General features: G+C 40.5%; 21 protein-coding genes, 1 rRNA gene and 1 riboswitch. Of the genes, 21 read left to right on the top strand and 1 reads right to left on the bottom strand.

Translation table 11 applies throughout. The annotated features are described in order from the left end of the window. The 13 genes from rrf to purD all read left to right on the top strand — a co-directional run. Positions 1-108 (top strand): 5S ribosomal RNA (gene rrf / locus F7731_RS19170); the annotation flags it as partial. A gap of 1107 nt (positions 109-1215) precedes the next feature. After that, positions 1216-1737, top strand: coding sequence for a DUF2179 domain-containing protein (locus tag F7731_RS19165; protein ID WP_170289750.1), 522 nt, complete (start codon positions 1216-1218; stop codon positions 1735-1737). Next, entirely contained in the window at positions 1734-1937 is a 204-nt protein-coding gene (locus F7731_RS19160; protein ID WP_151536399.1) for an NETI motif-containing protein, read from the top strand. The genes F7731_RS19165 and F7731_RS19160 overlap by 4 nt, the downstream gene beginning before the upstream one ends. A gap of 93 nt (positions 1938-2030) precedes the next feature. After that, positions 2031-2132: riboswitch (purine riboswitch) on the top strand. Between the two features lie 146 nt (positions 2133-2278). After that, on the top strand, positions 2279-2764 hold the full coding sequence (gene purE, locus F7731_RS19155) for a 5-(carboxyamino)imidazole ribonucleotide mutase (protein ID WP_151536398.1): 486 nt from the start codon (positions 2279-2281) through the stop codon (positions 2762-2764). Beyond that, on the top strand, positions 2751-3887 hold the full coding sequence (purK, locus tag F7731_RS19150; RefSeq protein ID WP_212031219.1) for a 5-(carboxyamino)imidazole ribonucleotide synthase: 1137 nt from the start codon (positions 2751-2753) through the stop codon (positions 3885-3887). The genes purE and purK overlap by 14 nt, the downstream gene beginning before the upstream one ends. Before the next feature lie 92 nt (positions 3888-3979). Next, positions 3980-4234, top strand: coding sequence for a phosphoribosylformylglycinamidine synthase subunit PurS (purS, locus tag F7731_RS19145; RefSeq protein ID WP_151536396.1), 255 nt, complete (start codon positions 3980-3982; stop codon positions 4232-4234). Next, entirely contained in the window at positions 4231-4914 is a 684-nt protein-coding gene (purQ, locus tag F7731_RS19140) for a phosphoribosylformylglycinamidine synthase subunit PurQ (RefSeq protein ID WP_151536395.1), read from the top strand. The genes purS and purQ overlap by 4 nt, the downstream gene beginning before the upstream one ends. Then, positions 4898-7117, top strand: coding sequence for a phosphoribosylformylglycinamidine synthase subunit PurL (gene purL, locus F7731_RS19135; protein ID WP_151536394.1), 2220 nt, complete (start codon positions 4898-4900; stop codon positions 7115-7117). The genes purQ and purL overlap by 17 nt, the downstream gene beginning before the upstream one ends. Continuing rightward, positions 7102-8517: an amidophosphoribosyltransferase gene (purF, locus tag F7731_RS19130; RefSeq protein WP_151536393.1), complete on the top strand. Its 1416-nt coding sequence runs from the start codon at positions 7102-7104 to the stop codon at positions 8515-8517. The genes purL and purF overlap by 16 nt, the downstream gene beginning before the upstream one ends. A gap of 335 nt (positions 8518-8852) precedes the next feature. Continuing rightward, positions 8853-9878: a phosphoribosylformylglycinamidine cyclo-ligase gene (gene purM, locus F7731_RS19125; protein WP_151536392.1), complete on the top strand. Its 1026-nt coding sequence runs from the start codon at positions 8853-8855 to the stop codon at positions 9876-9878. Next, complete coding sequence (purN, locus tag F7731_RS19120) at positions 9878-10450, top strand: phosphoribosylglycinamide formyltransferase (RefSeq protein ID WP_151536391.1); 573 nt, start codon at positions 9878-9880, stop codon at positions 10448-10450. Before purM ends, purN begins: the two co-directional genes overlap by 1 nt. Before the next feature lie 210 nt (positions 10451-10660). Beyond that, positions 10661-12196: a bifunctional phosphoribosylaminoimidazolecarboxamide formyltransferase/IMP cyclohydrolase gene (purH, locus tag F7731_RS19115; protein ID WP_151536390.1), complete on the top strand. Its 1536-nt coding sequence runs from the start codon at positions 10661-10663 to the stop codon at positions 12194-12196. 261 nt (positions 12197-12457) lie between these two features. Continuing rightward, positions 12458-13729 carry a phosphoribosylamine--glycine ligase gene (purD, locus tag F7731_RS19110; protein WP_151536389.1) on the top strand — a complete coding sequence of 424 codons (1272 nt, stop codon included), beginning with the start codon at positions 12458-12460 and terminating at the stop codon, positions 13727-13729. Between the two features lie 60 nt (positions 13730-13789). On the opposite strand, the gene F7731_RS19105 is transcribed toward purD, so the two are convergent. Further along, a complete protein-coding gene (locus F7731_RS19105; RefSeq protein WP_425482024.1) occupies positions 13790-14065 on the bottom strand; it encodes a YgaP family membrane protein in 276 nt (91 codons plus the stop codon). 151 nt (positions 14066-14216) lie between these two features. Between F7731_RS19105 and F7731_RS19100 the strand changes: the two genes are divergently transcribed. From F7731_RS19100 to pruA, 8 genes are all read left to right on the top strand, one after another. Next, the gene (locus tag F7731_RS19100) at positions 14217-15959 is read left to right on the top strand and encodes an adenine deaminase C-terminal domain-containing protein (protein WP_151536388.1); all 1743 of its coding nucleotides are present in this window, start codon (positions 14217-14219) and stop codon (positions 15957-15959) included. Between the two features lie 74 nt (positions 15960-16033). After that, the gene (locus F7731_RS19095) at positions 16034-17101 is read left to right on the top strand and encodes a DUF3048 domain-containing protein (protein WP_151536387.1); all 1068 of its coding nucleotides are present in this window, start codon (positions 16034-16036) and stop codon (positions 17099-17101) included. A 25-nt stretch (positions 17102-17126) separates the two neighbouring features. Then, positions 17127-17432, top strand: a complete 306-nt coding sequence (locus F7731_RS19090) for a YerC/YecD family TrpR-related protein (protein WP_151536386.1) — start codon at positions 17127-17129, stop codon at positions 17430-17432. Between the two features lie 801 nt (positions 17433-18233). Further along, positions 18234-18917, top strand: a complete 684-nt coding sequence (gene pcrB, locus F7731_RS19085) for a heptaprenylglyceryl phosphate synthase (protein WP_151536385.1) — start codon at positions 18234-18236, stop codon at positions 18915-18917. Between the two features lie 72 nt (positions 18918-18989). Continuing rightward, entirely contained in the window at positions 18990-21215 is a 2226-nt protein-coding gene (gene pcrA, locus F7731_RS19080; RefSeq protein WP_151536384.1) for a DNA helicase PcrA, read from the top strand. A 370-nt stretch (positions 21216-21585) separates the two neighbouring features. Further along, positions 21586-23592: an NAD-dependent DNA ligase LigA gene (gene ligA, locus F7731_RS19075; protein ID WP_151536383.1), complete on the top strand. Its 2007-nt coding sequence runs from the start codon at positions 21586-21588 to the stop codon at positions 23590-23592. A gap of 100 nt (positions 23593-23692) precedes the next feature. Then, positions 23693-24841, top strand: coding sequence for a CamS family sex pheromone protein (locus F7731_RS19070; protein ID WP_151536382.1), 1149 nt, complete (start codon positions 23693-23695; stop codon positions 24839-24841). A gap of 203 nt (positions 24842-25044) precedes the next feature. Next, positions 25045-26592 (top strand): L-glutamate gamma-semialdehyde dehydrogenase, encoded by a 1548-nt coding sequence (gene pruA / locus F7731_RS19065; protein ID WP_151536381.1) that lies wholly within the window; start codon positions 25045-25047, stop codon positions 26590-26592. Positions 26593-26785 lie beyond the last annotated feature (193 nt).

Genomic DNA, 26785 nt, shown 5'->3' with positions numbered 1-26785 from the left:
GATAGCGAAAAGGTCACACCCGTTCCCATCCCGAACACGGAAGTTAAGCTTTTCAGCGCCGATGGTAGTTAGGGGCTGTCCCCTTGTGAGAGTAGGACGTCGCTAGGCAAAAAAGAACATCGTAATGATGTTCTTTTTTTGTACGCAAAATTACTGTAAATTTAATTATAAAGGAAACGCTTTTTTATAAATTACTGAAATCGGACGTTAAAAAAGCGTCATGGCTCGCGCTTTGCAATGCCCCGACGGTTTTATGACACTCGTTTTACTAAGTCCCGACCAAAAACGGTTACTATGAAAGGTTCATGGGTCTCGTTTTGCTAGGTCCGGTAAGAAAACGGCCACTATGAAAGGTTCATGGGCCTCGTTTTGCTAAGTCCCGTAAGAAAACGGCCACTATGGAAGGTTCATGGGCCTCGTTTTGCTAAGTCCGGTAAGAAAACGGGCACTATGGAAGGATCATGGGCCTCGTTTTGCTAAGTCCGGTAAGAAAACGGGCACTATGGAAGGATCATGGGCCTCGTTTTACGAAGCCCCGAAAGAAAACGGGCAGTATGGAAGGTTCATGGGCCTCGTTTTACTAAGTCCCGAAAGAAAACGGGCACTATGGAAGGATCATGGGCCTCGTTTTGCTAGGTCCAGTAAGAAAACGGCCACTATGGAAGGTTCATGGACCTCGTTTTACGAAGCCCCGAAAGAAAACGGTAACTATGAAAGGTTCATGGGCCTGGTTTTGCTAAGACCGGTAAGAAAACGGGCACTATGGAAGGATCATGGGCCTCGTTTTACGAAGCCCCGAAAGAAAACGGTAACTATGAAAGGATCATGGGCCTGGTTTTGCTAAGACCCGTAAGAGAACTTTCACTATGAAAGGTTCATGACTCGCGTTTTGCTAAACCCCTATCGAAAGCGGTCACCATGAGAGAACTTCTTAGGTCTTGCCCCCATCATTACCAAGTAAACTCCCCTGTAACCAAGAAAAGCCCCAACCCAGTAAGACAAAACAACAATTTCTGCATAAATCCCCATTTAATATCCAAATTGTAATGTTAATAACAAATCATTCTATCTGCTTCGCAAATTTGTCAATCTCCTGTACAATTAATATTCGATATTTAGGAGTAAAATGGTTAATGATAAGGGTATTAAAAATATATTGGTTAGAGGAATGACAATATAAAGGGGGAGCTGGCTGTGCTAGAAAGTGGTATTTTAATGGTTGCTATTATTCTTTTAATCAATATTGTTTATGTATCTTTTTTTACGATAAGAATGATATTAACGTTAAAAGGTCAAAGGTATTTAGCTGCTTTTATTAGTACGATAGAGGTTGTTATTTATGTAGTTGGGTTAGGGTTGGTGCTTGATAATCTTAATCAAATTCAGAACTTGATTGCATATGCTGTTGGGTATGGAATTGGTGTGATTGTTGGCATGAAGATTGAGGAGAAGCTGGCTCTTGGTTATATTACCGTAAATGTCATAACGAAGGAATATGATAAAGATATGCCGAGGATGCTAAGGGAAAAAGGCTATGGTGTGACAAGTTGGGCAGCCAATGGGTTGGAAGGAGATCGCATGGCATTGCAGATCCTAACACCTAGAAAATATGAGTTAAAGCTTTATCAGACAATTAAGGAGCTGGATCCGAAAGCGTTTATTATTGCGTATGAACCGAAAACGATTCATGGCGGTTTCTGGGTAAAATCAGTAAAGAAAGGGAAGTTATTTTCATGAGTAAAGGAAAAAAGAAAATGGTTTTTGAAGTTCAGGAAAATGAAACGATTGATATGTGTTTAGAGCGAATAAAAAAAGCCGGATATGTACCAGTCAGAAGAACGGAAAAGCCTATTTTTGCCGAGAAAAAGACTAGAGGCTCGGTAACCTACGAGCCAGTTGGGCGCCAAATCATGTTTGAAGCGAAAGCAGTAGAATGATAAAACACGAACGATTAATATTATCTATTTTATAATGTTCGATTTTTAGTTGACATGTCTTTCTTGAGTTGTTAAGATGTGATTAGAAGTTATCAATGAAGCGAATAATCCCCTCGTATAATAATGGGAATGTGGCCCATAAGTTTCTACCCAATAACCGTAAATTATTGGACTATGAGGGAAAGTAAATATGCCAGGTATATATCAGGAACTACATCCTGTTCTATTAAGGTATGTTCCCTAATGATTTTTTGCCCAGGCAAATTACTTTCTCTCCATGAAGAAAGTAATTTGTCTGGGCTTTTTTATTTGAAATAAATCTTAACGCTGGAGGAATAAAGATGGCACAAGTTGCAGTGATCATGGGAAGCAAATCAGATTGGGAAACGATGAAGCATACTTGCGAAATTCTTGATGAACTTGACATTCAATATGAAAAAAAGGTTGTTTCCGCTCATCGAACTCCAGATTTAATGTTTGAATATGCCGAACAAGCTAGAGATAAAGGAATAAAGGTCATAATTGCTGGAGCTGGAGGGGCGGCTCACTTACCAGGAATGGTTGCTGCAAAAACGACGATTCCAGTGATAGGTGTTCCGGTACAGTCTAAAGCGTTAAATGGACTAGACTCCTTATTATCAATTGTTCAAATGCCAGGAGGAATTCCGGTCGCAACAGTTGCGATTGGTAAGGCAGGTGCAACGAATGCCGGCCTTCTTGCGGTACAAATACTTGGTGCATTTGATTCTCAAATAGCAGAGCGTCTTGAACACAAAAGAGAAAATACAAAACAAGAAGTTTTAGAAAGCAGTGATGAACTTGTCTAAAAAAGTCATCTTACCTGGACAAACAATCGGAATTATTGGCGGCGGTCAATTAGGACGAATGATGGCTCTTGCAGCGAAGGCTCAAGGCTTCAGGATTGCCGTACTAGACCCGACAGAGGATTCCCCATGCGGGCAAATAGCAGATTATAAGATCATTGGAGAGTATCACAGTTTAGATGCCATTAAGGAATTGGCAAAGATAAGTGATGTGATTACTTACGAATTTGAAAATATTAATGCAGAATGCTTGGAATGGTTATGTGCAAATGCATATGTTCCTCAAGGTGCTAGATTACTAGAGATTACACAAGACCGTACGACTGAAAAGGCAGCCATTCAAAAAGCAGGAGCAGAGGTTGCTCCATATGCCGTAATTGAAAAGATCCAAGATATACAAGAAAGTATAAACAAGCTTGGCTATCCAGCTGTATTAAAGACTGCTAGAGGTGGCTATGACGGAAAAGGGCAATATGTCATTAAAAACGAGCAAGATATTGCCGAAGCCGCAAACCTCCTTGAAAAAGGAATTTGCGTGCTAGAAAAATGGATTCCATTTGAAAAAGAAATTTCTGTTATTATTTGCCGAAACTCTTCTGGTGAAGCAGTGACTTTCCCTGTTGGAGAGAACATTCATAAAGAAAATATTCTCCATCAGACGATTGTGCCGGCAAGAATCTCAAAACAAGCCGAGGAAAAGGCATTAGAAGAAGCTAGTAAGCTTGCTGAGGCTTTCGAGCTTGTCGGAACGTTGGCGGTAGAGATGTTTTTAACAGCTGATGGGCATATCTATATCAATGAATTGGCCCCACGCCCACATAATTCCGGTCATTATTCAATCGAGGCATGTGAAACCTCACAATTTGAGCAGCATATTCGTGCTGTTTGTAATTGGCCGCTTGGAGAGACAAGATTACTTACACCCGCTGTAATGGTCAATATTTTAGGACAGCATCAGTCAAGGCTATTAGAGGAAATTCCGGAGTTATCAAACTGGAAAATCCATTTATACGGAAAAAAGGAAGCAAAATACAAACGGAAAATGGGGCATGTTACCCTTTTGCGCAACTCTGTAGATGATGCTCTTATCGAGTTGGAAAGAAGCAGTATTTGGGACGTGCAATAATTTTTTAATATAAATTTTCCTAATACTCATACCTCTTTAAAAAATAAGATTAATAGAAAAAACTATATAATTCCAAACTGGGAGGCAAAAAAATGTTCAACGTTAAAGTATTTATCACATTAAGAGAAAGTGTTATCGATCCACAAGGTACAGTTGCAAAAGATTCCCTTCACAAGCTTAACTACAGCGAAGTGTCAAATGTTCGCATCGGTAAATATGTGGAATTAACGATTGAAAATACAGAGCGAAATATCGACGAAATCGTCAATGAAATGTGTGAAAAATTGTTAGTTAACTTGAATGTTGAAGATTACCGTTATGAAATCGAGGAGGTAGTTGCTCAGTGAGACTAGCGGTTATTGCTTTTCCAGGTTCCAATGAAGCTGATATGTATAGTGCTTTAAAAGATGTTCTTAAGGAAGAGGTCGAGATCGTTAACCATGAGGCGGAAAACCTTGAAGGTTTTGACGGAATCATCCTCCCAGGGGGCGCGTCATATGGAGATTATTTACGTCCAGGTGCCATTGCTCGTCACAGTAAAGTTATAAATGAAGTAAAAAAAGCTGCAGAAGCGGGAAAGCCGGTAATCGGCGTAAGCAATGGCTTCCAAGTTTTATTAGAAGCGGGCCTTCTTCCAGGAGCCATGAAACGAAATGAAAGCTTAGAGTTCATTTGCCGCTCAGTTGAAGTGAAAGTTGAAAATAATGAGACGCTTTTCACATCTGAATATGAATCAAATGAAGTTCTTTCACTGCAAATCGCACATGGCAATGGAAACTACTATTGCGATGATGAAACACTTGATAGATTAAAAGAGAATAAGCAAATTGTATTTACGTATAACGGCTCCAATCCGAATGGAAGCCTTGAAAATATCGCAGGAATTACGAATGAAAAGGGTAATGTTTTAGGAATTATGCCTCATGCTGAAAGAGCAGTTGAAGAGTTAATCGGGGGAACAGATGGTTTGAAACTTTTTCAATCGATCGTGAAAAATTGGAGGGAAGCACATGTCGCTAATGCTTGAGAAAAATCCGGAACAATTAAAAGCAGAAAAAGTATATAAAGAAATGGGTTTGACGGATGAAGAATTTGCGATGATTGAGAAAATTCTCGGCCGTCTTCCAAACTACACAGAGACGGGTCTATTTTCCGGCATGTGGTCTGAACACTGCAGCTATAAAAGCTCCAAACCGATTTTAAGAAAATTCCCTACAACAGGTGAGAAAGTTCTTCAAGGCCCAGGGGAAGGAGCAGGAATTGTCGATATTGGCGATGAGCAAGCTGTTGTTTTCAAAATAGAAAGCCATAACTCTCCATCAGCTATTGAGCCTTACGAAGGGGCAGCAACAGGTGTCGGTGGAATTCTTCGCGATGTCTTTTCAATGGGAGCAAGACCAATTGCAGCACTGAATTCTTTACGCTTTGGTGAATTAGATTCGCCGCGAGTAAAATATCTGTTTAAAGAAGCTGTTGCTGGTATTGCCGGCTACGGGAACCGGATTGGTGTACCAACTGTTGGTGGAGAAGTGCAGTTTGATCCAGCTTACGAAAAAAATCCGCTAGTGAACGCAATGGTAGTCGGATTGCTAGATCATAAAGATATCCAAAAAGGGCAAGCTCGTGGAATTGGAAACACCGTGATGTATGTTGGAGCACCAACAGGCCGCGATGGAATTAATGGAGCGAGCTTCTCTTCAGCTGAATTAAAAGACGAACCAGTTGAAGAGCGCTCTGCTGTTCAAGCGGGTGATCCGTTCCTAGAGAAGCTTCTAATGGAAGCATGCCTTGAGTTAGTTCAATCAGATGCGCTTATCGGTATTCAAGATATGGGTGCCGCTGGTCTAACGAGTTCTTCGGCTGAAATGGCAAGTAAAGCAGGTTCAGGCGTTGAAATGAACTTAGATCTCGTTCCTCAAAGAGAACCAGGAATGTCAGCTTATGAAATGATGCTTTCTGAATCACAAGAGAGAATGCTGATTGTTGTAAAAACCGGCAGAGAACAAGAGATCACCGATCTTTTTGCGAAATATAATCTTGAAGCCGTTGCAATTGGAAAAGTAACAGACGATAAAATGCTTCGTCTACTGCATAAAGGTGAAGTCGTAGCAGAAGTCCCTGCTGATGCATTAGCAGAGGATGCACCAGTCTATAATAAGCCATCACAAGAGCCGGCGTATTTCCGTGAGTTCCAAGCAATGGAAAATGATATTCCTGCAGTTAATGATTATAAAGAAACGTTAGTCAAGCTTCTTCAACAACCGACGATTGCTAGTAAGGAATGGGTATATAGTCAGTACGATTATATGGCCGGTACGAATACAGTTGTTGCTCCTGGCTCTGATGCGGCAGTTGTTAGAATCCGCGGAACACGCAAAGGCTTGGCGATGACAACGGACTGTAATGGACGCTATGTATATCTTGATCCAGAAACAGGCGGAAAAATTGCCGTTTCTGAAGCAGCGAGAAATATTGTTTGCTCTGGCGGAGAGCCTTTAGCAGTTACGGATAACTTAAACTTTGGTAGCCCGGATAACCCGGAGATCTTCTGGCAAATCGATAAATCTGCTGATGGAATTAGCGAAGCATGCCGCAAATTAAACACACCAGTTATTGGTGGAAATGTTTCCTTATCGAATCAATATGACGGGAAAGCTATTTATCCAACACCTACAATTGGCATGGTCGGCCTTCTTAAAGATATTGACCACGCAACAACTCAATATTTTAAAGAAGCAGGAGATCTGATCTATCTATTAGGTGAAACGAAAGATGAATTCGGCGGTAGCGAATTACAAAAATTAACGTACGGAAAGATTTTTGGAAAAGCGCCTGAACTTGATTTAGATGTAGAAGAGAAGCACCAAAAACAAGTACTAACAGCTATTCGCTCTGGATTAGTTGCTTCTGCTCACGATTTATCTGAAGGAGGATTGGCTGTAGCCGTTGCTGAAAGCTTAATGGGTACAAATGGTCTAGGCGCCAATATTGAGATTTCAGGAAATATCGTGTCGGCATTATTCAGTGAATCACAATCACGTTTCTTATTATCAGTTAAAAAAGAAAACCAAAAAGAATTTGAAGGCTTAGTGGATGCAAAGCTGCTTGGTGAAGTTACAGATACGGGAGTTCTTCAAATTACTGCAGAAGAAAAGGACACTGTGCTTACCGAGAAAGTTGACGTACTTCGACAAGCCTGGAAAGGAGCTATTCCATGCCTGCTGAAATAGAAGGCCTTCAAGAAGAATGTGGGATTTTTGGTGTTTGGGGCCATACAGACGCATCTCAAATTACGTATTATGGCCTTCATAGCCTGCAGCATCGGGGCCAAGAGGGAACAGGTATGGTTGTAACGGATGGCTCTAAGCTTAGTGGCGTGAAAGGCGATGGACTAGTTACTGAAGTTTTTACAGCTGAATCGATGAAAGACTTATCAGGCAACTCGGCTATTGGCCATGTAAGGTATTCAACTAATGGGGGAAGCGGATATGAAAATATCCAGCCTCTCCTATTCCATTCACAAACTGGGAGCATGGCTCTTTGCCATAACGGAAGTTTAATCAATGCTAAAGCATTAAGAAATCAGCTTGAAAACCAAGGGAGTATTTTCCAAACAAGCTCAGATACGGAAATCTTGGCTCATCTCATTAGAAGAGGAGGATTTACTTCTTTAAAGGACCGGGTGAAAAATGCTTTATCGATGTTAAAAGGGGCCTATGCTTTCCTAATCATGACTGAAACAGAATTAATTGTTGCTCTCGATCCGAACGGCATGAAGCCCCTCGCTCTTGGGAAGCTAGGAAATGCTTATGTCGTAGCCTCAGAAACATGTGCCTTTGATATTGTCGGCGCAAAATTTGAACGTGATATTTATCCTGGCGAACTGCTTGTCATCAGTGATGAAGGGCTCCATTCGGAAATGTTTTCATTGGCATCACATACAGCTATGTGCACGATGGAATACATTTATTTCTCCCGTCCGGATAGCAATATTAACGGAATAAATGTTCATTCAGCCCGGAAAAGACTTGGGAAGCAATTGGCGCTTGAAGCCCCGATTGAAGCTGATGTAGTTACAGGTGTTCCAGATTCAAGTATTTCAGTTGCCATTGGATATGCAGAGGCGACAGGAATTCCGTATGAAATGGGATTAATCAAGAATCGCTATGTTGGCCGGACATTTATCCAGCCTTCACAAGCTCTTAGAGACCAAGGGGTAAAAATGAAGCTATCTCCGGTTAGAGGAGTTGTCGAAGGAAAACGCGTCATTATGGTGGATGATTCGATTGTTCGCGGGACAACGAGCAAAAGAATTGTTAATTTGCTTAGAGAAGCAGGAGCAACAGAAGTGCATGTTGTCATTAGCTCACCAGCAATTAAAAATCCATGCTTCTACGGGATTGACATGTCCACTAGAAAAGAATTAATTGCTGCCAATCATTCAATCGAAGAAATTAGAGAGATTATGGGGGCAGATTCATTAACCTTTTTAAGTGTGGATGGAATGGTCGAAGCGATTAACAAAAATGAATCTGGAAAATCACAAGGCCTTTGCCTTGCTTGCTTTACAGGTAATTATCCAACGGAAATCAATCCAGTTGATAGCGAAGAAAAGGTTCCAGTTTGTTAATCATTTTTGGAATATAAATAATTTTGAACGAATACATGAGATACAGTGAAACTTGCCGATGTGCCTTTCATCGGCTTAGTTGAACCCAATCACGCTCAAAACGCCACGTCCTGTGGCTTTCGCCTGACTAGGGCATCCTGTCCGTCGTCGGGCCTTTACGGGCTGTTGGATCCCCATTCAGAACTTTATGCTACTATCAGCTGCTTAAAGTGTGGGGTCTTACAGCCCGTTAATCTGCGATGAATTTGATAAAGCGGCATTGAAAGATGTCGCTTTTGTTTTGAACTGATTTGAAAATAAATTGTTTAGCGCTTTTCTGATGAGGAGGACTACTAATGGCAAATGCATACAAGCAGGCTGGTGTGGATATTGAAGCTGGGTATGAAGCGGTATCGCGTATGAAAAAACATGTAGAAAAAACGGTTCGCCCTGGTGTTTTCGGTGGTTTAGGCGGATTTGGCGGGATGTTTGATTTATCAGTTCTGAATTTAAAGGAGCCTGTTCTCGTATCTGGGACGGACGGAGTAGGAACGAAATTAATGCTCGCTTTTATGATGGATCAACACGATACAATTGGCATTGACGCTGTTGCTATGTGTGTGAATGATATCGTCGTTCAAGGTGCGGAGCCGCTTTATTTCTTGGACTATATTGGCTGCGGAAAAGCTGAGCCTTCTAAGATTGAGGCCATTGTTAAAGGAATCGCTGATGGTTGTGAACAGGCAGGCTGTGCATTAGTTGGCGGAGAAACAGCTGAAATGCCAGGCATGTACACAGAAGAAGAATATGATCTTGCTGGATTTGCTGTCGGTGCATGTGAAAAAGCAAACATTATCAATGGATCAGATATTAAAAGTGGAGATGTCCTAATCGGTCTTGCTTCAAGTGGAATCCACAGCAATGGGTATTCTTTAGTTCGAAAATTATTTTTTGATCAAGCGAACATGTCATTAACGGAACATGTTGATGAATTAGGCTGTACGTTGGGAGAAGAGCTATTGCGTCCGACGAAAATTTACGTAAAGCCGATTCTTTCTGCATTAGAAAAATTCAAAATTAAAGGGATGGCCCATATTACAGGCGGCGGTTTTATTGAAAATATTCCGCGAATGCTTCCAGAAGGCTTAGGAGCCGAGTTAAAAGAAAGCAACTGGGAGGTTCCTGCTGTCTTCAAGTTAATGGAGAAGATCGGCGATTTAGACCGAAAAGAAATGTACAATATTTTTAATATGGGAACGGGAATGGTTTTAGCAGTAGATCAAGAAATCGCGAATGAAGTATTGTCTCATTTTAATGAGAATGGGGAGAAGGCTTATTTCATCGGAAAAGTAACTGATCAAGAAGGAATTGAGATTTTATAATGAAAAAGATGGCCGTATTTGCTTCTGGCAGTGGAACAAACTTCCAAGCTATTATTGATGCAGTTCAAAATGATGAGCTTCAGGCTGATATTCTATTGCTTGTTTGTGATAAGCCGAACGCATTTTGTATCGAACGGGCTGTAAAAGGAAAGATTCCACAATTTATTTTTGCAGCTAAGGAATATCCGAATAAAGAAGCTTATGAAAAAGTGATTTTGCAAAAGCTTAAAGAGTTGAATGTTGAATATATTATTTTGGCTGGCTATATGAGGCTCATTGGACAAACTCTCCTTCAGGCATTTGAGGGAAAGATCATTAATATTCATCCTTCCTTATTGCCAGCTTTTCCAGGAAAGAATGCTATTGGTCAAGCATTGGAAGCGAGGGCAAAGGTTAGTGGAGTAACGGTTCACTTCGTTGATGAAGGAATGGACACAGGCCCAATTATTGCGCAGCAAAAGGTAGAAATTAGTTCAGAGGAAACGAAAGAAAGTCTTGAAGAAAAAATCCACGCGATTGAACATCAACTTTATCCAGCGGTTTTACAAAAATTACTGACGAACAATCTGTAACAGCTCTTTCAACTAACTGAGCGTACAATTGAAGGCATAAAGTGAAACTTCATTCCGTCGGGGGGCTTTTTCCCCACGGAATGTTAGTCGAACTAATCAGGCCTTACAGGCAGTTGATCTCCTACCTGAACTTCTTCGATTCATCTAAAGTTTTGAGGTGGGGTCTTACTGCCCGTTAATCTGCGATAAATTTTTTGGAGGGCATATTTGATGAAGAAAAGAGCACTAATTAGCGTTTCTGATAAAAATGGAGTTACGGAATTCGCAAAGGAATTAAGCGAATTAGGATTTGAAATTCTTTCAACAGGCGGCACAAAAATGGCATTGGAAGAGATAGGGATTCCTGTGACAGGCGTTAGCGACGTTACTGGCTTTCCAGAAATATTAGAAGGACGGGTAAAAACATTAAATCCGTTAATCCATGGTGGATTATTAGCTAAATTTGATGAGCTGAGTCATAAGGCACAATTAGAGGAGCATCAAATCCAGCCCATTCACATTGTGTGTGTAAACTTGTATCCATTCCAGCAAACGATTGCTAAGCCGGATGTAACAGTGGAAGATGCCATTGAAAATATTGATATTGGCGGACCGGCGATGTTACGTGCATCAGCAAAAAATCATGAATATGTAACCGTCGTTGTCGACCCAGCTGATTATGAGACTGTGCTTGCACAATTAAAGGAAAATGGCCAAGTAGAAAAAGACACGCGCCGTAAATTAGCTGCTAAAGTATTCCGTCATACAGCAGCGTATGATGCAATGATTGCGGAATATATGACAAAGCTTGCTAAAGAAGAGGCGCCTGAAAAATTAACGGTCACATATGAATTAAAACAGTCATTACGATACGGGGAAAATCCTCATCAGAAGGCAGCGTTTTATCGCAAGCCTTTAGGATCGGAATTCTCCATTGCCAATGCTGAACAATTACATGGTAAAGAACTGTCCTACAATAATATTAATGATGCAGATGCTGCCCTTCAAATTGTTAAAGAGTTTGCAGAGCCAGCAGCGGTTGCTGTGAAGCATATGAATCCTTGTGGAGTGGGAAGCGGCAGTACAGTATTTGATGCTTTTTCAAAAGCATTTGCAGCAGATCCAGTTTCGATTTTTGGCGGAATTATTGCTTTCAACAGAGAAGTAGATGGTCCAACAGCACAGAAATTATATGAAATCTTCCTTGAAATCATTATTGCTCCATCTTTTTCTAATGAAGCGTTAGAGATTTTAACAGGGAAAAAGAATCTTCGTCTCTTAACGATTCCATTCCAAGTGGAAGGAAAAGACGAAGGAAAACTAACGGCTATTGAAGGCGGCTTGCTCGTTCAAGATTATGATCAGTTCACATTTGATGATGCAAATATTTCTATTCCGACAAAAAGAGAGCCTTCAGAAGAAGAGTGGCAGGCATTGAAGCTTGGCTGGAAGGTCGTTAAACATGTGAAATCAAATGCAATTGTCGTGAATAATGCGGATATGACGCTCGGTATTGGAGCGGGTCAAATGAATCGTGTCGGTGCCGCGAAAATTGCTCTCGAGCAGGCAGGAGCACAAGCAAAAGGAGCAGCGATGGCGTCAGATGCCTTCTTCCCGATGGATGACACGGTTGAAGCAGCAGCAAAAGCTGGCATTACTGCAATTATTCAACCAGGTGGCTCTGTACGTGATGAAGATTCCATCAAAAAAGCTGATGAGTATGGGATTACAATGGTGTTCACCGGCGTTAGACATTTTAAACATTAAGACTAATTTCGTAAAGTTTGTTGCTTTATTATTGTGATTTTAATTTAACTATCTGAGTTGATTGGAGCGGAGGGCACTTGACTCCTGCGGGAATAGAGGGAAGCGGGAGACCCCACAGGCGGTAACGCCGAGGAGGCTCCCGTCCCTCCCCGCGGAAAGCAAATGCCCGCAGCGGAAATCAACAGGCAAACTTCGAAGGCTTAAAACAACAATATTTACGAAAACAGCCAACATTAAAAAACCTAGTGGAGGTTAATAATTGTGAAAGTACTCGTTATTGGTAGAGGCGGACGTGAGCATGCGATATGCAAAAAGCTTTCTGAAAGCCCGACAGTGGAACAAGTATTTGTTGCACCAGGTAACCCAGGAATGATGGATGTAGCGACTCAGGTTGATATGACGGAAGACAACCATGATCAGCTTGTTCAATTTGCCAAAGAACAAAAAATTGGTTTAACGGTCATTGGACCGGAAGTCCCTCTCCTTGAAGGATTATCAGATCGTTTCCAAGATGAAGGCTTAACAATCTTTGGTCCAAAAAAGGAAGCAGCTATCATCGAAGGCAGCAAGTCATTTGCGAAAGATCTAATGAAGAAATACAGCATCCCTACAGCTGAATATGCGGTATTTTCCACATATGACGATGCAAAAGCTTATCTCGAGGAAAAGGGTGCCCCGATTGTTATTAAAGCTGACGGTTTAGCAGCGGGGAAAGGGGTAACAGTTGCTTTAACGATGGATGAAGCAAGGCAAGCCCTTGAAGAAATGCTTTTGAACGAAAGATTTGGCGACGCATCCTCAACCGTTGTTTTGGAAGAGTTTTTGACTGGGGAAGAGATTTCCCTCATGGCCTTTGTGAATGGAGATATAGTCATTCCACTTGAAATCGCCCAAGACCATAAACGGGCATATGATGGTGATAAAGGGCCGAATACCGGCGGAATGGGCGCGTATTCTCCTGTGCCTCATATTAGCAATGACATTGTGAAAAAAGCGATAGAATCGATTGTAAAGCCGACAGCTAAAGCGTTAGTTGAAGAAGGCAGACATTTTTGCGGGATTTTATACGCGGGTCTTATCATTACAGAGGCTGGCCCGAAGGTCATTGAATTCAATGCCCGATTTGGCGATCCAGAGACTCAAGTTGTTTTGCCAAGAATGAAATCGGATTTAGCTGAAGTGATGCTTGCTGTTATTAATGGCGAAACACCGCAAATAGTTTGGGATAAACAGATGATGTTAGGAGTTGTCGCTGCTTCAGTCGGGTACCCAGAGCAATATAAAAAAGGTGCGGTTTTATCTGGCCTACAAAATATTAGCAAGGATGTACCAGTCTTCCATGCGGGAACGGAAAAGAACGGATCAGGTGAGTTTGTAACAAATGGCGGCCGGGTTTTCTTAGCAGCAGCCAAAGCCAACACATTAAAAGAAGCACAGGAAAAGGTTTATTCTGAATTAGAAAAGGTAAAGTGTGAGGGCATCTTTTATCGTAAAGATATTGGCCACAAAGCGATCGTACATGTCTTTTCTTAAACTTATATAAACCAATGCCTGGCATCCTAATTAAAGCCCCCAATTTTGGGGGCTTTAATTTTATGATGGGTTATATGAGCTCATTTCGCTTTGCCCAACTATTTCCTCTTTCATTTCTTGCATTTTTTCCTGCCCACATTCGCAAAGAGCAGTAACAGGACAGTACCTCACAATTCCCTCAGCTACTTTCATCGACCCGAGAACAACAAATAAAAAATTTGATTGGCGCCATGGGCATTTAACAAGCTTTGCGGAAGCGCATGCTAAAACGGTCAATCCAACGGTAATCCGGATCAGTGCATTTAACAAACCAATATTCGGTTTAATCCTCATCATCTTCACCTTCTCCGAAAAATATTTCAAAATTCATCTATTCTTTAATGCGTTAAATTGCGACATATGTTAAAATAAAAGAAATGAAAGGGCTTACAATGCTTTGTTCCTTATAGATACTTAAGAAAAAGCAATCCCAAAGGGAGAGATTAAAGTGCTAGAACAGCGATACAAGTGGAAAAATAAGCAGTTGCGTAACCATGTTTCTGTTCTTGATGGTAACTTAGCACCAACGCTGCTACTTAAAAACGCTCGCTATCTTAATCATGCTTTTCGAAAATGGATGAAGGCTCATATTTGGATTTTCCATGATCGCATTGTCTATGTGGGGGATCAACTTCCTGCCAACATGGATGGTTGCGAAATTATGGATTGTGAAGGCTACTTGCTAGTTCCAGGCTATATTGAGCCACATGCACATCCATTTCAGTTATATAATCCCCACTCATTTGCTAGCTATGCATCCCAATTCGGCACAACAACGTTAATTAACGACAACATGGTTATTGCCTTGCAATTGGATAAAAAGAGAGCGTTTTCCTTTATTAACGAGTTGCAAAGTATTCCTTCCTCGATGTATTGGTGGTGCCGCTTTGATGCCCAAACAGAAATACATAATGAGGAAATGATTTTTTCGTCTAGTAACATAAAATCTTGGCTCGAACATGATGCCGTTTTGCAAGGTGGAGAACTAACATGCTGGCCGAAGCTTTTAGCTGGCGATGATTTAATTCTTCATTGGATACAGGAAACAAAGCGGATGAGGAAAAAAATTGAAGGACATTTCCCAGGGGCATCCGAAAAAACATTAGCAAAGCTGATGCTGCTTGGTGCAGATTGTGACCATGAGGCGATGACTGGGAAGGATGTTTATAATCGTTTAATGCAAGGATATACCGTTTCACTGCGGTACTCTTCGATTCGCCCTGATTTACCAATCCTCTTAGAGGAAATGCATGAAATAGGCATCAACCATTATGATCAATTAATTTTCACTACAGATGGATCCACTCCTGCTTTTTACGAACAAGGAATGATTGATCATATGATAAGAATTGCAATAGAAAAGGGTGTTCCGATTATAGATGCCTATAATATGGGGACAAATAATGTCGCGCGCCACTATAATATTGAACATTTACACGGAAATATCGCAACAGGAAGAATAGCCAATATAAATTTTCTCTCAGATGAAACGAACCCTACTCCTGTTTCAGTCTTGGCAAAAGGGAAATGGGTCAAAAAGGATGGGGCCCCTTTAGATATATACGGTTCTTGGCCAATGAGTGAGGATGGATTAAAGCCTCTACAGATTGATTGGCAGCTTGAGTATGATGATTTACAATATTCGATGCCATTTGGGATTAATATGGAAAATACGGTAATTTTGAAGCCCTATTCCATCTCTATCGATGTTTCAGGTGACCAATTATCCACCTTACATGATGAATGCTTTTTTATGCTAGTTGATAAGCACGGGAAGTGGCGCTTAAATACGCTTCTAAAAGGCTTTGCTACCCATTTAGATGGCTTTGCGAGCTCCTTTTCTAACACGGGAGATTTTATTTTAATTGGAAAAAATAAGCACGATATGCTAAATGCTTTTTATCGGATGAAGGAAATTGGCGGTGGCATAACAGTTTCTGAAAAAGGCAGGATTGTGCAGGAAATCCCGTTAAAAATTATGGGAGTTATGTCTGACGAAAATGTTGAAAGTGTGATTGAGAAAGAAAAAGTGCTTCGCCATTATTTAAGTGAGAGAGGTTACAAGCATGCGGACCCTATCTATTCACTTTTATTCCTCTCATCTACTCACTTGCCTTATGTTCGGGTAACTCAGCAAGGAATATATGATGTGATGAATAAAACAATACTCTTTCCGACGATAATGCGTTAAAATGTAAAAGAGAAATTTTTAAAAATGAAACTGCATCAAGATTAAACAGCTAATCTTCTGTATAGAGGTGTTTTATGTTAAAAAAATGGCTGGCTGGATTCGCAGCAGCAATCCTCCTTGTTTCCGGATGTAGTAAAAATGATCAAACAGTTATTGATGAAGATGGACAAAACGGGGAGGAACAGGGAAAAACAGATGAGCAAATTGATTCTTCAAATGAAGTGAAATTTCCTTATCAATTCCCATTAACAGGTATGGGAACTGACAAACAGGCTAACGGCAGAGCAATAGCCGTTATGATCAATAATCATCCCGAGGCCCGGCCACAATCAGGACTCGGTCAGGCCGATATCGTTTATGAACTGCTTGCTGAAGGAGATGTAACAAGATTTCTTGCGATTTATCAAAGTGAACAGCCGGAGAAAATTGGTCCGATTAGAAGTGCAAGAGATTATTATATTGAATTGGCGAAAGGATATGATAGTCTATATATTGCTCACGGATACAGTCCAGATGCGAAAGAGCTGTTAGATAAAGGCTATATTGATAACCTAAATGGAATGGCATATGATGGCACGCTATTTTATCGTGCGACCGATCGGAAAGCACCGCATAACTCTTATTCATCCTTCGAAAATTTTTTAAAGGGTGCTGAGCAAAGAAATTATCAAATGAATAATGCACCTTCAAAGCTTTCATTTCTTACTGAAAAAGAAGTTGAGGCTTTGCACGGGGAAGAAGCAAAATCAGTGATGGTTTCTTATTTTAATAGTAAGCTCTTTAATTCTATCTATGAATATGATGAAGCACTTCAGAAATATAAGCGGTACTCAAATGGGGAATTAACGGCCGACCATGAAACTGGTGAGCCAGTGTTGATTGATAATATATTCATTGTTGAGACAGATCATCAAGTGATTGATAACGCAGGACGCCGAGCCATTAATCTTACTTCAGGCGGCAGGGGATACTTGCTGCAGAAGGGACAATGGCGTGAAGTGAAGTGGCAAAATATCGATGGTAGAATTTTGCCTGTATTAAACGGTCAGCAGGTTGGGTTTGTTCCAGGAAAAACGTGGATCAATGTCGTCCCTTCTAATCCAGGCTTAGAACAAACTGTATCATTTGATGTCAGTGAATAGATTATTTATAAAGGAGTATGAATAGATGCAAATTGATAAATTAAGAGGTAAAGCACTAGACCAGTTATTTAAATCGGTTTTATCTTTAAAGGACTTAGAAGAATGCTACCGCTTCTTTGATGATTTATGCACGGTCAATGAAATTCAATCATTGTCACAGCGACTTGAAGTTGCCCGTATGCTTAGAGAGGGCAAAACTTATCATAAGATTGAGTCAGAAACGGGTGCAAGTACAGCGACGATTTCCCGTGTAAAACGCTGCTTGAACTATGGCAATGATGCCTATGAAATGGCATTAGAACGGATAAAGGTAGACGAAGCAGCTAAATAAATTTATATTTATACATGAAAAGCCGCGGGTTTTGATCCCCGCGGCTTTTTCGGGTTTAGGACATTCTTTTGAGGTTTCCCTTTATATTGTGTCCTTTAAAACCCAGTTATAGGACATGCTTTGCCTGTTTCCCGTATTTTGTGTCCTTTAAAGCCAATTTAAAGGACATACTTGGCGTTTATCTCCCCCTATGTGTCCTTTAAAACCGATTTAAAGGACATACTTGGCGTTTTTCTTCCCTATGTGTCCTTAAAAGTCGAGTTAAAGGACATACTTGGCGTTTATCTCCCCCTATGTGTCCTTAAGAGTCGATTTAAAGGACATACTTGGCGTTTATCTCCCCCTATGTGTCCTTTAAAGTCGAGTTAAAGGACATACTTGGCGTTTTTCTCCCCTATGTGTCCTTTAAAACCAATTTAAAGGACATACTTGGTGTTTTTCTCCCCTATGTGTCCTTAAAAGCCGATTTAAAGGACATACTTGGCATTTTTCTCCCCCTATGTGTCCTTAAAAGCCGATTTAAAGGACATACTTGGCATTTTTCTCCCCTATGTGTCCTATAAAACCGATTTAAAGGACATACTTGGCGTTTTTCTCCCCCTATGTGTCCTTAAAAGCCGATTTAAAGGACATACTTGGCGTTTTCCTCCCCTATGTGTCCTTTAGCCTTTTGTTTTTAGGAATTGATTAGGAAAGTGCATTGAAAAAATCTACATTTTTGGTTGTTTTTCGATTTACTTTTTGATTCAATTCGCAAATGATATAATGTTGAAATGGAATGATAGAATGGGGGAAGTATGGATGTACGATGTTCGCGAGTGGCGCCATGTGTTTAAGCTCGATCCAAATAAATATATTTCAGATGAGGATTTAGAAAAGGTATGCGAATCAGGAACCGACGCAATTATTGTAGGTGGAACGGATGGCATAACGTTGGAGAAGGTATTGGATTTAATGGCCCGAATTCGTCGCTATACTGTTCCGTGCGTACTTGAGGTATCCTCTATTGAAGCGATTACGCCAGGGTTTGATTTGTATTTTATTCCAACAGTTTTAAATAGCCCGGAAACAAAGTGGATTTCGGGACTCCATCATGAGGCCGTGAAGGAATTTGGCGAGATCATGAATTGGGATGAAATCCTCGTTCAAGGCTATTGCATCCTTAATGAAGAATGCAAAGCTGCTAAGCTCACGAAGGCAAATACGAAAGTTTCGAAAGAGGATGTCAAGGCGTACGCAATGATGGCCGAAAAAATGTTCCACTTACCGATCTTTTACATGGAATATAGCGGGACATATGGCGATCCTCAATTAGTTTCAGAAGTCAGCAATACTCTTGAGAACTCAACGCTATTTTACGGTGGGGGCATCGAAACATTCGAGCAGGCGAAAGAAATGGCGGCCCATTCGGATGTAATTGTCGTTGGAAATATTATTTATTCCAATTTAAATGCTGCTCTTGAAACCGTAAAAGCTGTTAAGTAAAAGTTGAATATTTTATCAAAAAGAGGTACTATCAAAATAAGAACATATGTTTGTGTGGCGGTGAAATAAAAAATGAATTTTTTAACAGATAAGCTTTTGAATGGGTTAAACCCTGAGCAGCAAAAAGCTGTAAAGGAAACGGATGGCCCTCTATTAATTATGGCGGGAGCAGGAAGTGGAAAGACGAGAGTGCTCACACATCGGATTGCTTATTTAATGGTAGAAAAAGGAGTCAATCCTTATAATATTTTAGCCATTACATTTACAAATAAGGCTTCCCGCGAGATGCGTGAAAGAATACAGAGGATGATGGGTGGAGCGGCGGATGAAATTTGGATATCGACCTTCCACTCTATGTGTGTAAGGATATTGCGAAGAGATATTGATCGCATTGGCTTTAGCCGCAATTTTACCATCTTGGATACGACGGATCAGCAGTCTGTCATTAAAGGGATTTTAAAGGATAAAAATCTTGATCCGAAGAAATTTGATCCCCGTGCCATCCTTGGATCTATCAGCTCGGCCAAGAATGAGCTGACAAACCCTGAGGAATATGCGAAAACTACCGGTGATTATTATCAGCAAGTTGTGGGTGATGTTTATTCAGAATATCAAAAACGACTTCGAAGAAACCAAGCATTAGACTTCGATGACCTCATTATGACAACAATCCAGCTCTTCCAAAGAGTCCCGGAAGTACTAGAATATTACCAGCGTAAATTTCAATATATACATGTCGATGAGTATCAGGATACCAACAAAGCCCAATATTTGCTCGTAAAGCTTTTAGCGGCAAGGTTTAGAAACCTTTGTGTGGTAGGGGATTCGGATCAGTCAATCTATCGCTGGCGGGGCGCGGATATTGCTAATATCCTTTCATTTGAAAAAGACTATCAAAATGCGACGGTTATTTTACTAGAACAAAATTATCGCTCCACGAAGAGTATTCTTCTCGCGGCTAATCAAGTGATCTCAAGAAACATGAATCGCAAACCGAAAAATCTTTGGACAGAAAATCCTGAAGGAAATAAAATTTTCTATTACCGAGCGGATAGTGAACAAGGAGAGGCGCAATTTGTTGTTGGAAAAATAAAGGAGCTGACAAAGGACGGAAACCGCAATTTATCTGATATAGCCATTTTATATCGGACAAATGCCCAATCCCGTGTGATGGAGGAAGTACTACTCAAATCAAATATTGAATACTCCATCGTAGGCGGAATTAAGTTCTATGACCGTAAAGAAATTAAAGATATTCTTGCTTACTTAAGACTGATTGCCAATCCAGATGATGATATTAGTTTGCAAAGAATTATCAATGTCCCAAAACGCGGAATCGGCTCAGGAACGATTGATAAAATTGCTAACTTCGCACTTCTTCATGATATGACGATGTTTCAGGCATTGCAATCGGTTGAGTTGATTGGGTTAAGTCCTAAAATCACTAAGGCGGCGGCAGAATTCAGAGATATAATTAATAATTATACGCAAATGCAAGAATACATTTCCGTAACAGAATTAGTCGAAGAACTATTAGAGAAATCAGGATATCGGGAAATGCTTATAGCAGAAAAATCAATTGAAGCACAAAGCCGCCTTGAAAACTTGGAAGAGTTCCTCTCCGTTACGAAAAGCTTTGAAGAGGCAAGTGAGGATAAAAGCTTAGTAGCCTTTTTAACAGATTTAGCTTTAGTAGCTGATATTGATAAGCTCGATGACGATGGAGAAAAAGCGGATGCTGTTGTATTAATGACCCTCCACTCTGCAAAAGGGCTTGAATTTCCAACTGTCTTTCTAATCGGGCTAGAAGAAGGAGTTTTCCCTCATAGCCGTTCTCTTATGGAAGAGGCTGAAATGGAGGAAGAGCGCAGACTGGCGTATGTTGGAATCACGAGAGCAGAAGAAGAGCTATTTATTACGAATGCGCAAATGCGGACATTATTTGGCCGTACAAGTATGAATGCCCCTTCTCGGTTCATTAAAGAAATACCTGAGGAGTTATTAGATGGGCTGCAGCCTTCAAAAGCATCTCGTTCTCCATTCGGAAATTCTGCATTTAGTTCTTCTCCGGCAAGACCAATGCAAAGAAAGCCAGTCATACGTCCTGCCATGAACGCAACAGGTGGAGATGAAATGGGCTGGAAGGTTGGCGACAAAGCGGTGCATGGCAAATGGGGAACAGGAACCGTTGTTAGTGTGAAAGGGGAAGGAGAAGGCATTGAATTGGATATTGCTTTTCCGAAACCAGTCGGCATAAAACGATTATTAGCTAAGTTTGCTCCCATTACAAAAGGATAATGTTTGTTGCTTTATTAATGCGATTTAAATTTAACTTCTGAGTTGATTGAAGCGGAGGGCACTTGATCCTCGAAAATGCATTCGTATTTTCTTCGTGCGGTGTTAATTCAGGGATGATTATTCAATGTCCTGCGGGAATAGAGGGAAGAGGAAGATTCCACAGGCGGAAACGCCGAGGAGGCTCCCGTCCCTCCCGCGGAAAGCAAGTGCCCGCAGAGGAAATCAACGGGCAAACTTTGAAGGCTTAAAACAACAATTTATTCGAAAAGAGTCATAAATAATGAACAGCCTATTGATGAACTTAAAGCCCTCTTCAAAGGCTGTTCTTCGAAAAGAAGGATTCTAGTTTTTCTAAGAAAGGGTTGACTACATGGACCTTCAAGCCGCGGAAATAAAAGTAAAAGAATTAACGAATCTCTTAAATCAATATAATTATGAGTATCATGTTCTTGATCAGCCGTCTGTTTCTGATGCGGAATACGATGGGCTATTACGGGAATTAGCCGAAATTGAAGGCAAGTATCCAGAGCTTATTTCCTCTGAATCTCCTACACAGCGCGTTGGCGGAGAAGTACTTGATATGTTCGAAAAAGTACAGCATCAATCCCAAATGCTGAGTCTTAGCAATGCTTTTAATGAACAAGACTTACTGGATTTTGACCGTCGCATACGACAAGCAGTTGGGGATGACTTTTCCTATGTTTGTGAACTAAAAATCGACGGACTAGCTGTTTCTCTTCGCTATGAGGATGGATTATTCGAGCTTGGGGCTACAAGGGGGGACGGCTCAACAGGGGAGAATATAACAGCAAACTTAAGAACCATTCGCTCCATTCCACTTCGCCTAAATAGGGAAGTAACCCTTGAAGCACGCGGAGAAGCCTTTATGCCAAAGCGTTCTTTCGAGGCTTTGAACAAACAAAGAATGGATAAGGGTGAAGAACTGTTTGCGAATCCAAGAAATGCAGCAGCTGGATCATTGCGCCAGCTTGATCCTCGTATTGCAGCATCGAGAAACCTTGATATTTTCTTATACAGTGTGACAGATACGGGTGAAACAGTTATTAACTCACATAGTGAGGCATTGAATTTTCTCGATACACTTGGATTTAAGACTAATAAAGAGCGGGAAAAATGTGCTACCATTCATGAAGTCATTGAATATGTAGAAAAGTGGACGAAAGAACGGCCCGGGCTTCCGTATGAAATTGATGGAATTGTCATCAAAGTAGATTCACTTGAGCAACAGCACCAGCTAGGTACAACTGCAAAAAGCCCACGTTGGGCAATTGCCTATAAATTCCCGGCAGAAGAGGTAATCACGACATTAAAGGATATAGAGTTAAGTGTAGGAAGAACAGGTGTGATCACACCAACAGCTATTTTGGAGCCAGTCCGTGTAGCGGGAACGACCGTTCAGCGAGCATCACTTCATAATGAAGATTTTATTCGGGAAAAGGATATTCACATTGGAGACCAAGTTATTATTAAAAAAGCAGGAGACATTATCCCTGAGGTCGTCAATGTGATAACAGACCGAAGAACTGGTGATGAGGTTGAATTCCATATGCCTACACACTGTCCAGAATGTGAAAGTGACCTCGTTCGGTTAGAAGGCGAAGTTGCCTTGCGCTGTCTTAATCCAAAATGTCCTGCTCAAATTCGTGAAGGGCTGATCCACTTCGTATCTCGCAATGCTATGAATATTGATGGATTAGGAGAAAAAGTAATTAGCCAATTATTTGCAGAAAATCTTATACAAGATGTGGCAGATTTGTACAAGTTAGAGTATGAACAATTAATTAAGCTCGAACGTATGGGAGAGAAATCTGTCCAAAATTTACTGCAAGCGATAGAGGCATCTAAGAATAACTCCTTAGAAAAGCTTGTTTTTGGTTTAGGTATTCGTCTTGTAGGTGAGAAGGCCGCAAAAACGATTGCACAGCAATTTGAAACAATGGATCAACTTGAAACTGTATCCCACGAAGAGCTTACAGCCATCAATGAAATTGGGGGAAAAATGGCGGATTCTATTGTTACCTTCTTTGAACAGGAAGAAGTGAAAGAACTAATTCAAGAGCTGAAAGCTGCAGGCGTCAATATGACCTATAAAGGTCCAAAGCCAGTTTCAGCTGAAAATGCTGAGTCCATTTTTGCTGGTAAAACGATTGTTTTAACAGGAAAGCTAGAACAGCTTTCCAGAAACGAAGCAAAAGAAAAGATTGAGGCATTAGGTGGAAAAGTTTCTGGAAGTGTCAGCAAGAAAACAGATATTGTAATTGCTGGTGAGGATGCGGGGTCGAAGTTAACAAAGGCCCAGGAATTGGGAATTGAAATTTGGGATGAAGAGAGACTTGTCGGGGAATTAATGGATTAAATTTTTATACAGTAATTACTTCTACGTACTAATGTAATCTCGGTAACCGCGTGTTTTCCATAAAAGTGAGTAGAGGTAATGAATAGAGAGTGGGAATACCGTGAAAAAAATAATGTTGCTTGCTCTTTCTCTCAGCCTTTTTCTTGCGGGCTGTGCACCAAAGTTTAATAAGCAAGATGAAGTTGTCCATGAAAAACAGGATGCTAACGAGAAAGCAATTATTCCAAACTATAAAATTTCAGATAAATATTATCGAACGATATTGCCTTTTAAGCCGAGTGAATCAAGAGGTTTAGTCGTAGCTAATATTAATTCAAGATATGATATTAATGAATTTGAAACAGGATTAATGAGAGTGGCGCAAAATACATTGGATCCGGATAAATACTTATTTCAAGAAGGTCAATATTTAAAAAGACAAACTGTTCGTTTATGGTTAAATCGTAAGTTCACAGCAGAACAATTAAAGGAAAAGAAATTAACTGAAGATGAGAATATCGGCCTTAATCCTCTGGATAATGGAGATAATGAAAATCCGCAATATTTGGCTCATATATTGGAACATAATTATCTGGTGAAGAATGAGGAAGGAAAGGTAAAGCTTGGCGGGGTCGTCATTGGACTTGCCTTGAACTCCGTCTATTATTATCAAAAGATCCAATATGGTCCGACATATGAAACGAAAATCTCTCACGCGACCCTTGAAAAAGAAGGAAAGAAAATAGCTGAAGAAGTATTAAATCGATTGCGAACAATCGACGAATTGAAGGATGTGCCTATTACAATCGCGTTATTTGAACAGCAAAGCAAAACTTCAGTCGTGCCTGGTAATTTCTTTGCGTATGCGAATGCTTCAAAGGGAATCTCTAATTTAGGCAGCTGGGAAAAGGTCGATGAACAGTATGTACAATTTCCTTCAACAGCAGCCACTGAACTTCATCGAGATGACTTAACATCATTTTTAAACTTTAAACAAGATGTAGAATCTTATTTTCCTAATTTTAATGGGGTAATCGGTAGAGCATTTTATGTACGTGGTCAATTACAGGAGCTATCAATTAATATCCCAATTCAGTTTTACGGAAAAGCTGAAGGGATAGGCTTTACTCAATATGTAACAGGCCTTGTGATGCAGCACTTTCCTGAATATATTTCGGTGCAAGTAAGTGTGACGTCTGTTTATGGTCCGGAGGCACTGATTGTCCGTAAGGCCAATTCAAACGAGCCTTTTGTGCATATTTATCAATGAAGATTGTTCTAGTGAATAATATCACATCTTGAAAGGCCGCTTTCCTATAATTTAATCAAGATGTTTGGATGGAAAATTCAAAACATGTTAAAATGAAATTTGGATGCAAACGCTACACAAGAATAACAGTAAGGGATCGTTTGTTATTTACGTTCACCGCGTATCCATTTGTCATTTCATAAGATATTTTGGAGGCGAAAACTATGGTACAAGCATACAGACATGAACCATTCACTGATTTTAAAGTAGAAGAAAATCGTCAAGCGTACTTAACAGGTTTAAAAACAGTTGAAAGCTATTTAGGTCAAGATTACGATTTAGTCATCGGTGGAGAGCGCATCAAGACTGAAGAAAAAATCGTTTCTTACAACCCTGCTAATAAAGAAGAAGTGATTGGCCGCGTTTCAAAGGCAAACCAAGAATTAGCAGAAAAAGCGATGCAGGCAGCTGTTGAAGCATTCAAAACTTGGAGAAAAGTAAAGCCAGAAACTCGTGCAGATGTTTTATTCAAAGCAGCTGCAATTATCCGCCGCCGCAAGCACGAATTCTCTGCTTTATTAACAAAAGAAGCAGGAAAGCCTTGGAATGAAGCAGATGCAGATACAGCGGAAGCAATTGATTTCTTAGAGTACTATGCTCGTCAAATGCTGCGCATTAAAGATGGTGTGCCAGTAAACAGCCGTCCGAATGAGTTTAACCGTTATGACTATATTCCATTAGGAGTTGGAATCATTATTTCTCCATGGAACTTCCCATTAGCAATCATGGCTGGGACAACTGTTGCAGCAATCGTAACTGGAAACACTGTGCTATTAAAGCCAGCTTCTACAACGCCAATTGTGGCAGCGAAATTCGTAGAAGTAATGGAAGAGGCAGGTCTTCCTGCAGGTGTCCTTAACTTCGTACCAGGAAGCGGTGCGGAAGTGGGCGACTATTTAGTTGACCATAAAGATACTCGTTTCATCAGCTTCACAGGTTCTCGCGATGTTGGTCTCCGTATTTTTGAACGTTCTTCAAAAATCAGCGAAGGCCAAATTTGGATGAAGCGTCTCATCGCAGAAATGGGCGGAAAAGATACGATTGTTGTTGATAAAGAAGCCGATCTTGAGCTAGCAGCTACTTCTATCGTTGCTTCTGCGTTCGGATTCTCTGGTCAAAAATGTTCAGCATGTTCTCGTGCAGTAGTTGTTGAGGATGTGTACGATCAAGTATTAAACCGTGTCGTTGAGTTAACAAATCAATTAACACAAGGCGATCCAACAGATCAAAACAATTACATGGCAACAGTGATTGACCAAAGTGCTTATAATAAAGTAATGAGCTATATCGAAATCGGTAAGCAGGAAGGGAAGCTAATGACAGGCGGAGAAGGAGACGATTCAAAAGGCTACTTCATTAAACCAACTGTATTTGCAGACCTTTCACCAGAAGCACGTCTCATGAAGGAAGAGATCTTCGGACCAGTTGTCGGCTTCACAAAAGCGAAAGACTTCGACAATGCAATCGAAATCGCAAACAACACAGAATACGGCTTAACAGGTGCGGTTATTACAAACAACCGCGAAAACATCCAAAAAGCCCGCGAAGATTTCCATGTTGGAAACCTATACTTCAACCGTGGCTGTACGGGTGCAATCGTAGGTTACCAGCCATTTGGAGGATTCAATATGTCAGGAACAGACTCCAAAGCAGGGGGCCCTGATTACTTATTACTTCATATGCAAGCAAAAACAACATCTGAAATGTATTAATAAATGGAAGAGTGGTTTGCCTTTGGCAGATCACTCTTTTTGTTGTTAGGAAAATCTTTTTTAACCATGTTAATCATAATTTTCTAAAAATTTCTAAAAAAGGGGTTTCCTTTTTAGAGATGCTGTTATATAATACAAATCATACATTGCTAATTGTAATATAACAACAATGAAAGGGAATTATTTAATCTTA

Source organism: Cytobacillus depressus, from assembly GCF_008923245.1.
GTDB classification, from domain to species: domain Bacteria; phylum Bacillota; class Bacilli; order Bacillales; family Cytobacillaceae; genus Cytobacillus; species Cytobacillus depressus.
This window is presented reverse-complemented; position numbering and strand designations above follow the sequence as displayed.

Excerpts from the sequence above, each read along its gene's own strand:
- purM (WP_151536392.1), top strand. The coding sequence starts at position 8,853 with ATGGCAAATGCATACAAGCAGGCTGGTGTGGATATTGAAGCTGGGTAT.
- purK (WP_212031219.1), top strand. The coding sequence starts at position 2,751 with ATGAACTTGTCTAAAAAAGTCATCTTACCTGGACAAACAATCGGAATT.
- F7731_RS19090 (WP_151536386.1), top strand. The coding sequence starts at position 17,127 with ATGCAAATTGATAAATTAAGAGGTAAAGCACTAGACCAGTTATTTAAA.
- purN (WP_151536391.1), top strand. The coding sequence starts at position 9,878 with ATGAAAAAGATGGCCGTATTTGCTTCTGGCAGTGGAACAAACTTCCAA.
- purS (WP_151536396.1), top strand. The coding sequence starts at position 3,980 with ATGTTCAACGTTAAAGTATTTATCACATTAAGAGAAAGTGTTATCGAT.
- purF (WP_151536393.1), top strand. The coding sequence starts at position 7,102 with ATGCCTGCTGAAATAGAAGGCCTTCAAGAAGAATGTGGGATTTTTGGT.
- F7731_RS19165 (WP_170289750.1), top strand. The coding sequence starts at position 1,216 with ATGGTTGCTATTATTCTTTTAATCAATATTGTTTATGTATCTTTTTTT.
- F7731_RS19095 (WP_151536387.1), top strand. The coding sequence starts at position 16,034 with ATGTTAAAAAAATGGCTGGCTGGATTCGCAGCAGCAATCCTCCTTGTT.
- F7731_RS19160 (WP_151536399.1), top strand. The coding sequence starts at position 1,734 with ATGAGTAAAGGAAAAAAGAAAATGGTTTTTGAAGTTCAGGAAAATGAA.
- ligA (WP_151536383.1), top strand. The coding sequence starts at position 21,586 with ATGGACCTTCAAGCCGCGGAAATAAAAGTAAAAGAATTAACGAATCTC.
- pruA (WP_151536381.1), top strand. The coding sequence starts at position 25,045 with ATGGTACAAGCATACAGACATGAACCATTCACTGATTTTAAAGTAGAA.
- pcrA (WP_151536384.1), top strand. The coding sequence starts at position 18,990 with ATGAATTTTTTAACAGATAAGCTTTTGAATGGGTTAAACCCTGAGCAG.
- purL (WP_151536394.1), top strand. The coding sequence starts at position 4,898 with ATGTCGCTAATGCTTGAGAAAAATCCGGAACAATTAAAAGCAGAAAAA.
- purH (WP_151536390.1), top strand. The coding sequence starts at position 10,661 with ATGAAGAAAAGAGCACTAATTAGCGTTTCTGATAAAAATGGAGTTACG.
- pcrB (WP_151536385.1), top strand. The coding sequence starts at position 18,234 with ATGTACGATGTTCGCGAGTGGCGCCATGTGTTTAAGCTCGATCCAAAT.
- F7731_RS19105 (WP_425482024.1), bottom strand. The coding sequence starts at position 14,065 with ATGATGAGGATTAAACCGAATATTGGTTTGTTAAATGCACTGATCCGG.
- purE (WP_151536398.1), top strand. The coding sequence starts at position 2,279 with ATGGCACAAGTTGCAGTGATCATGGGAAGCAAATCAGATTGGGAAACG.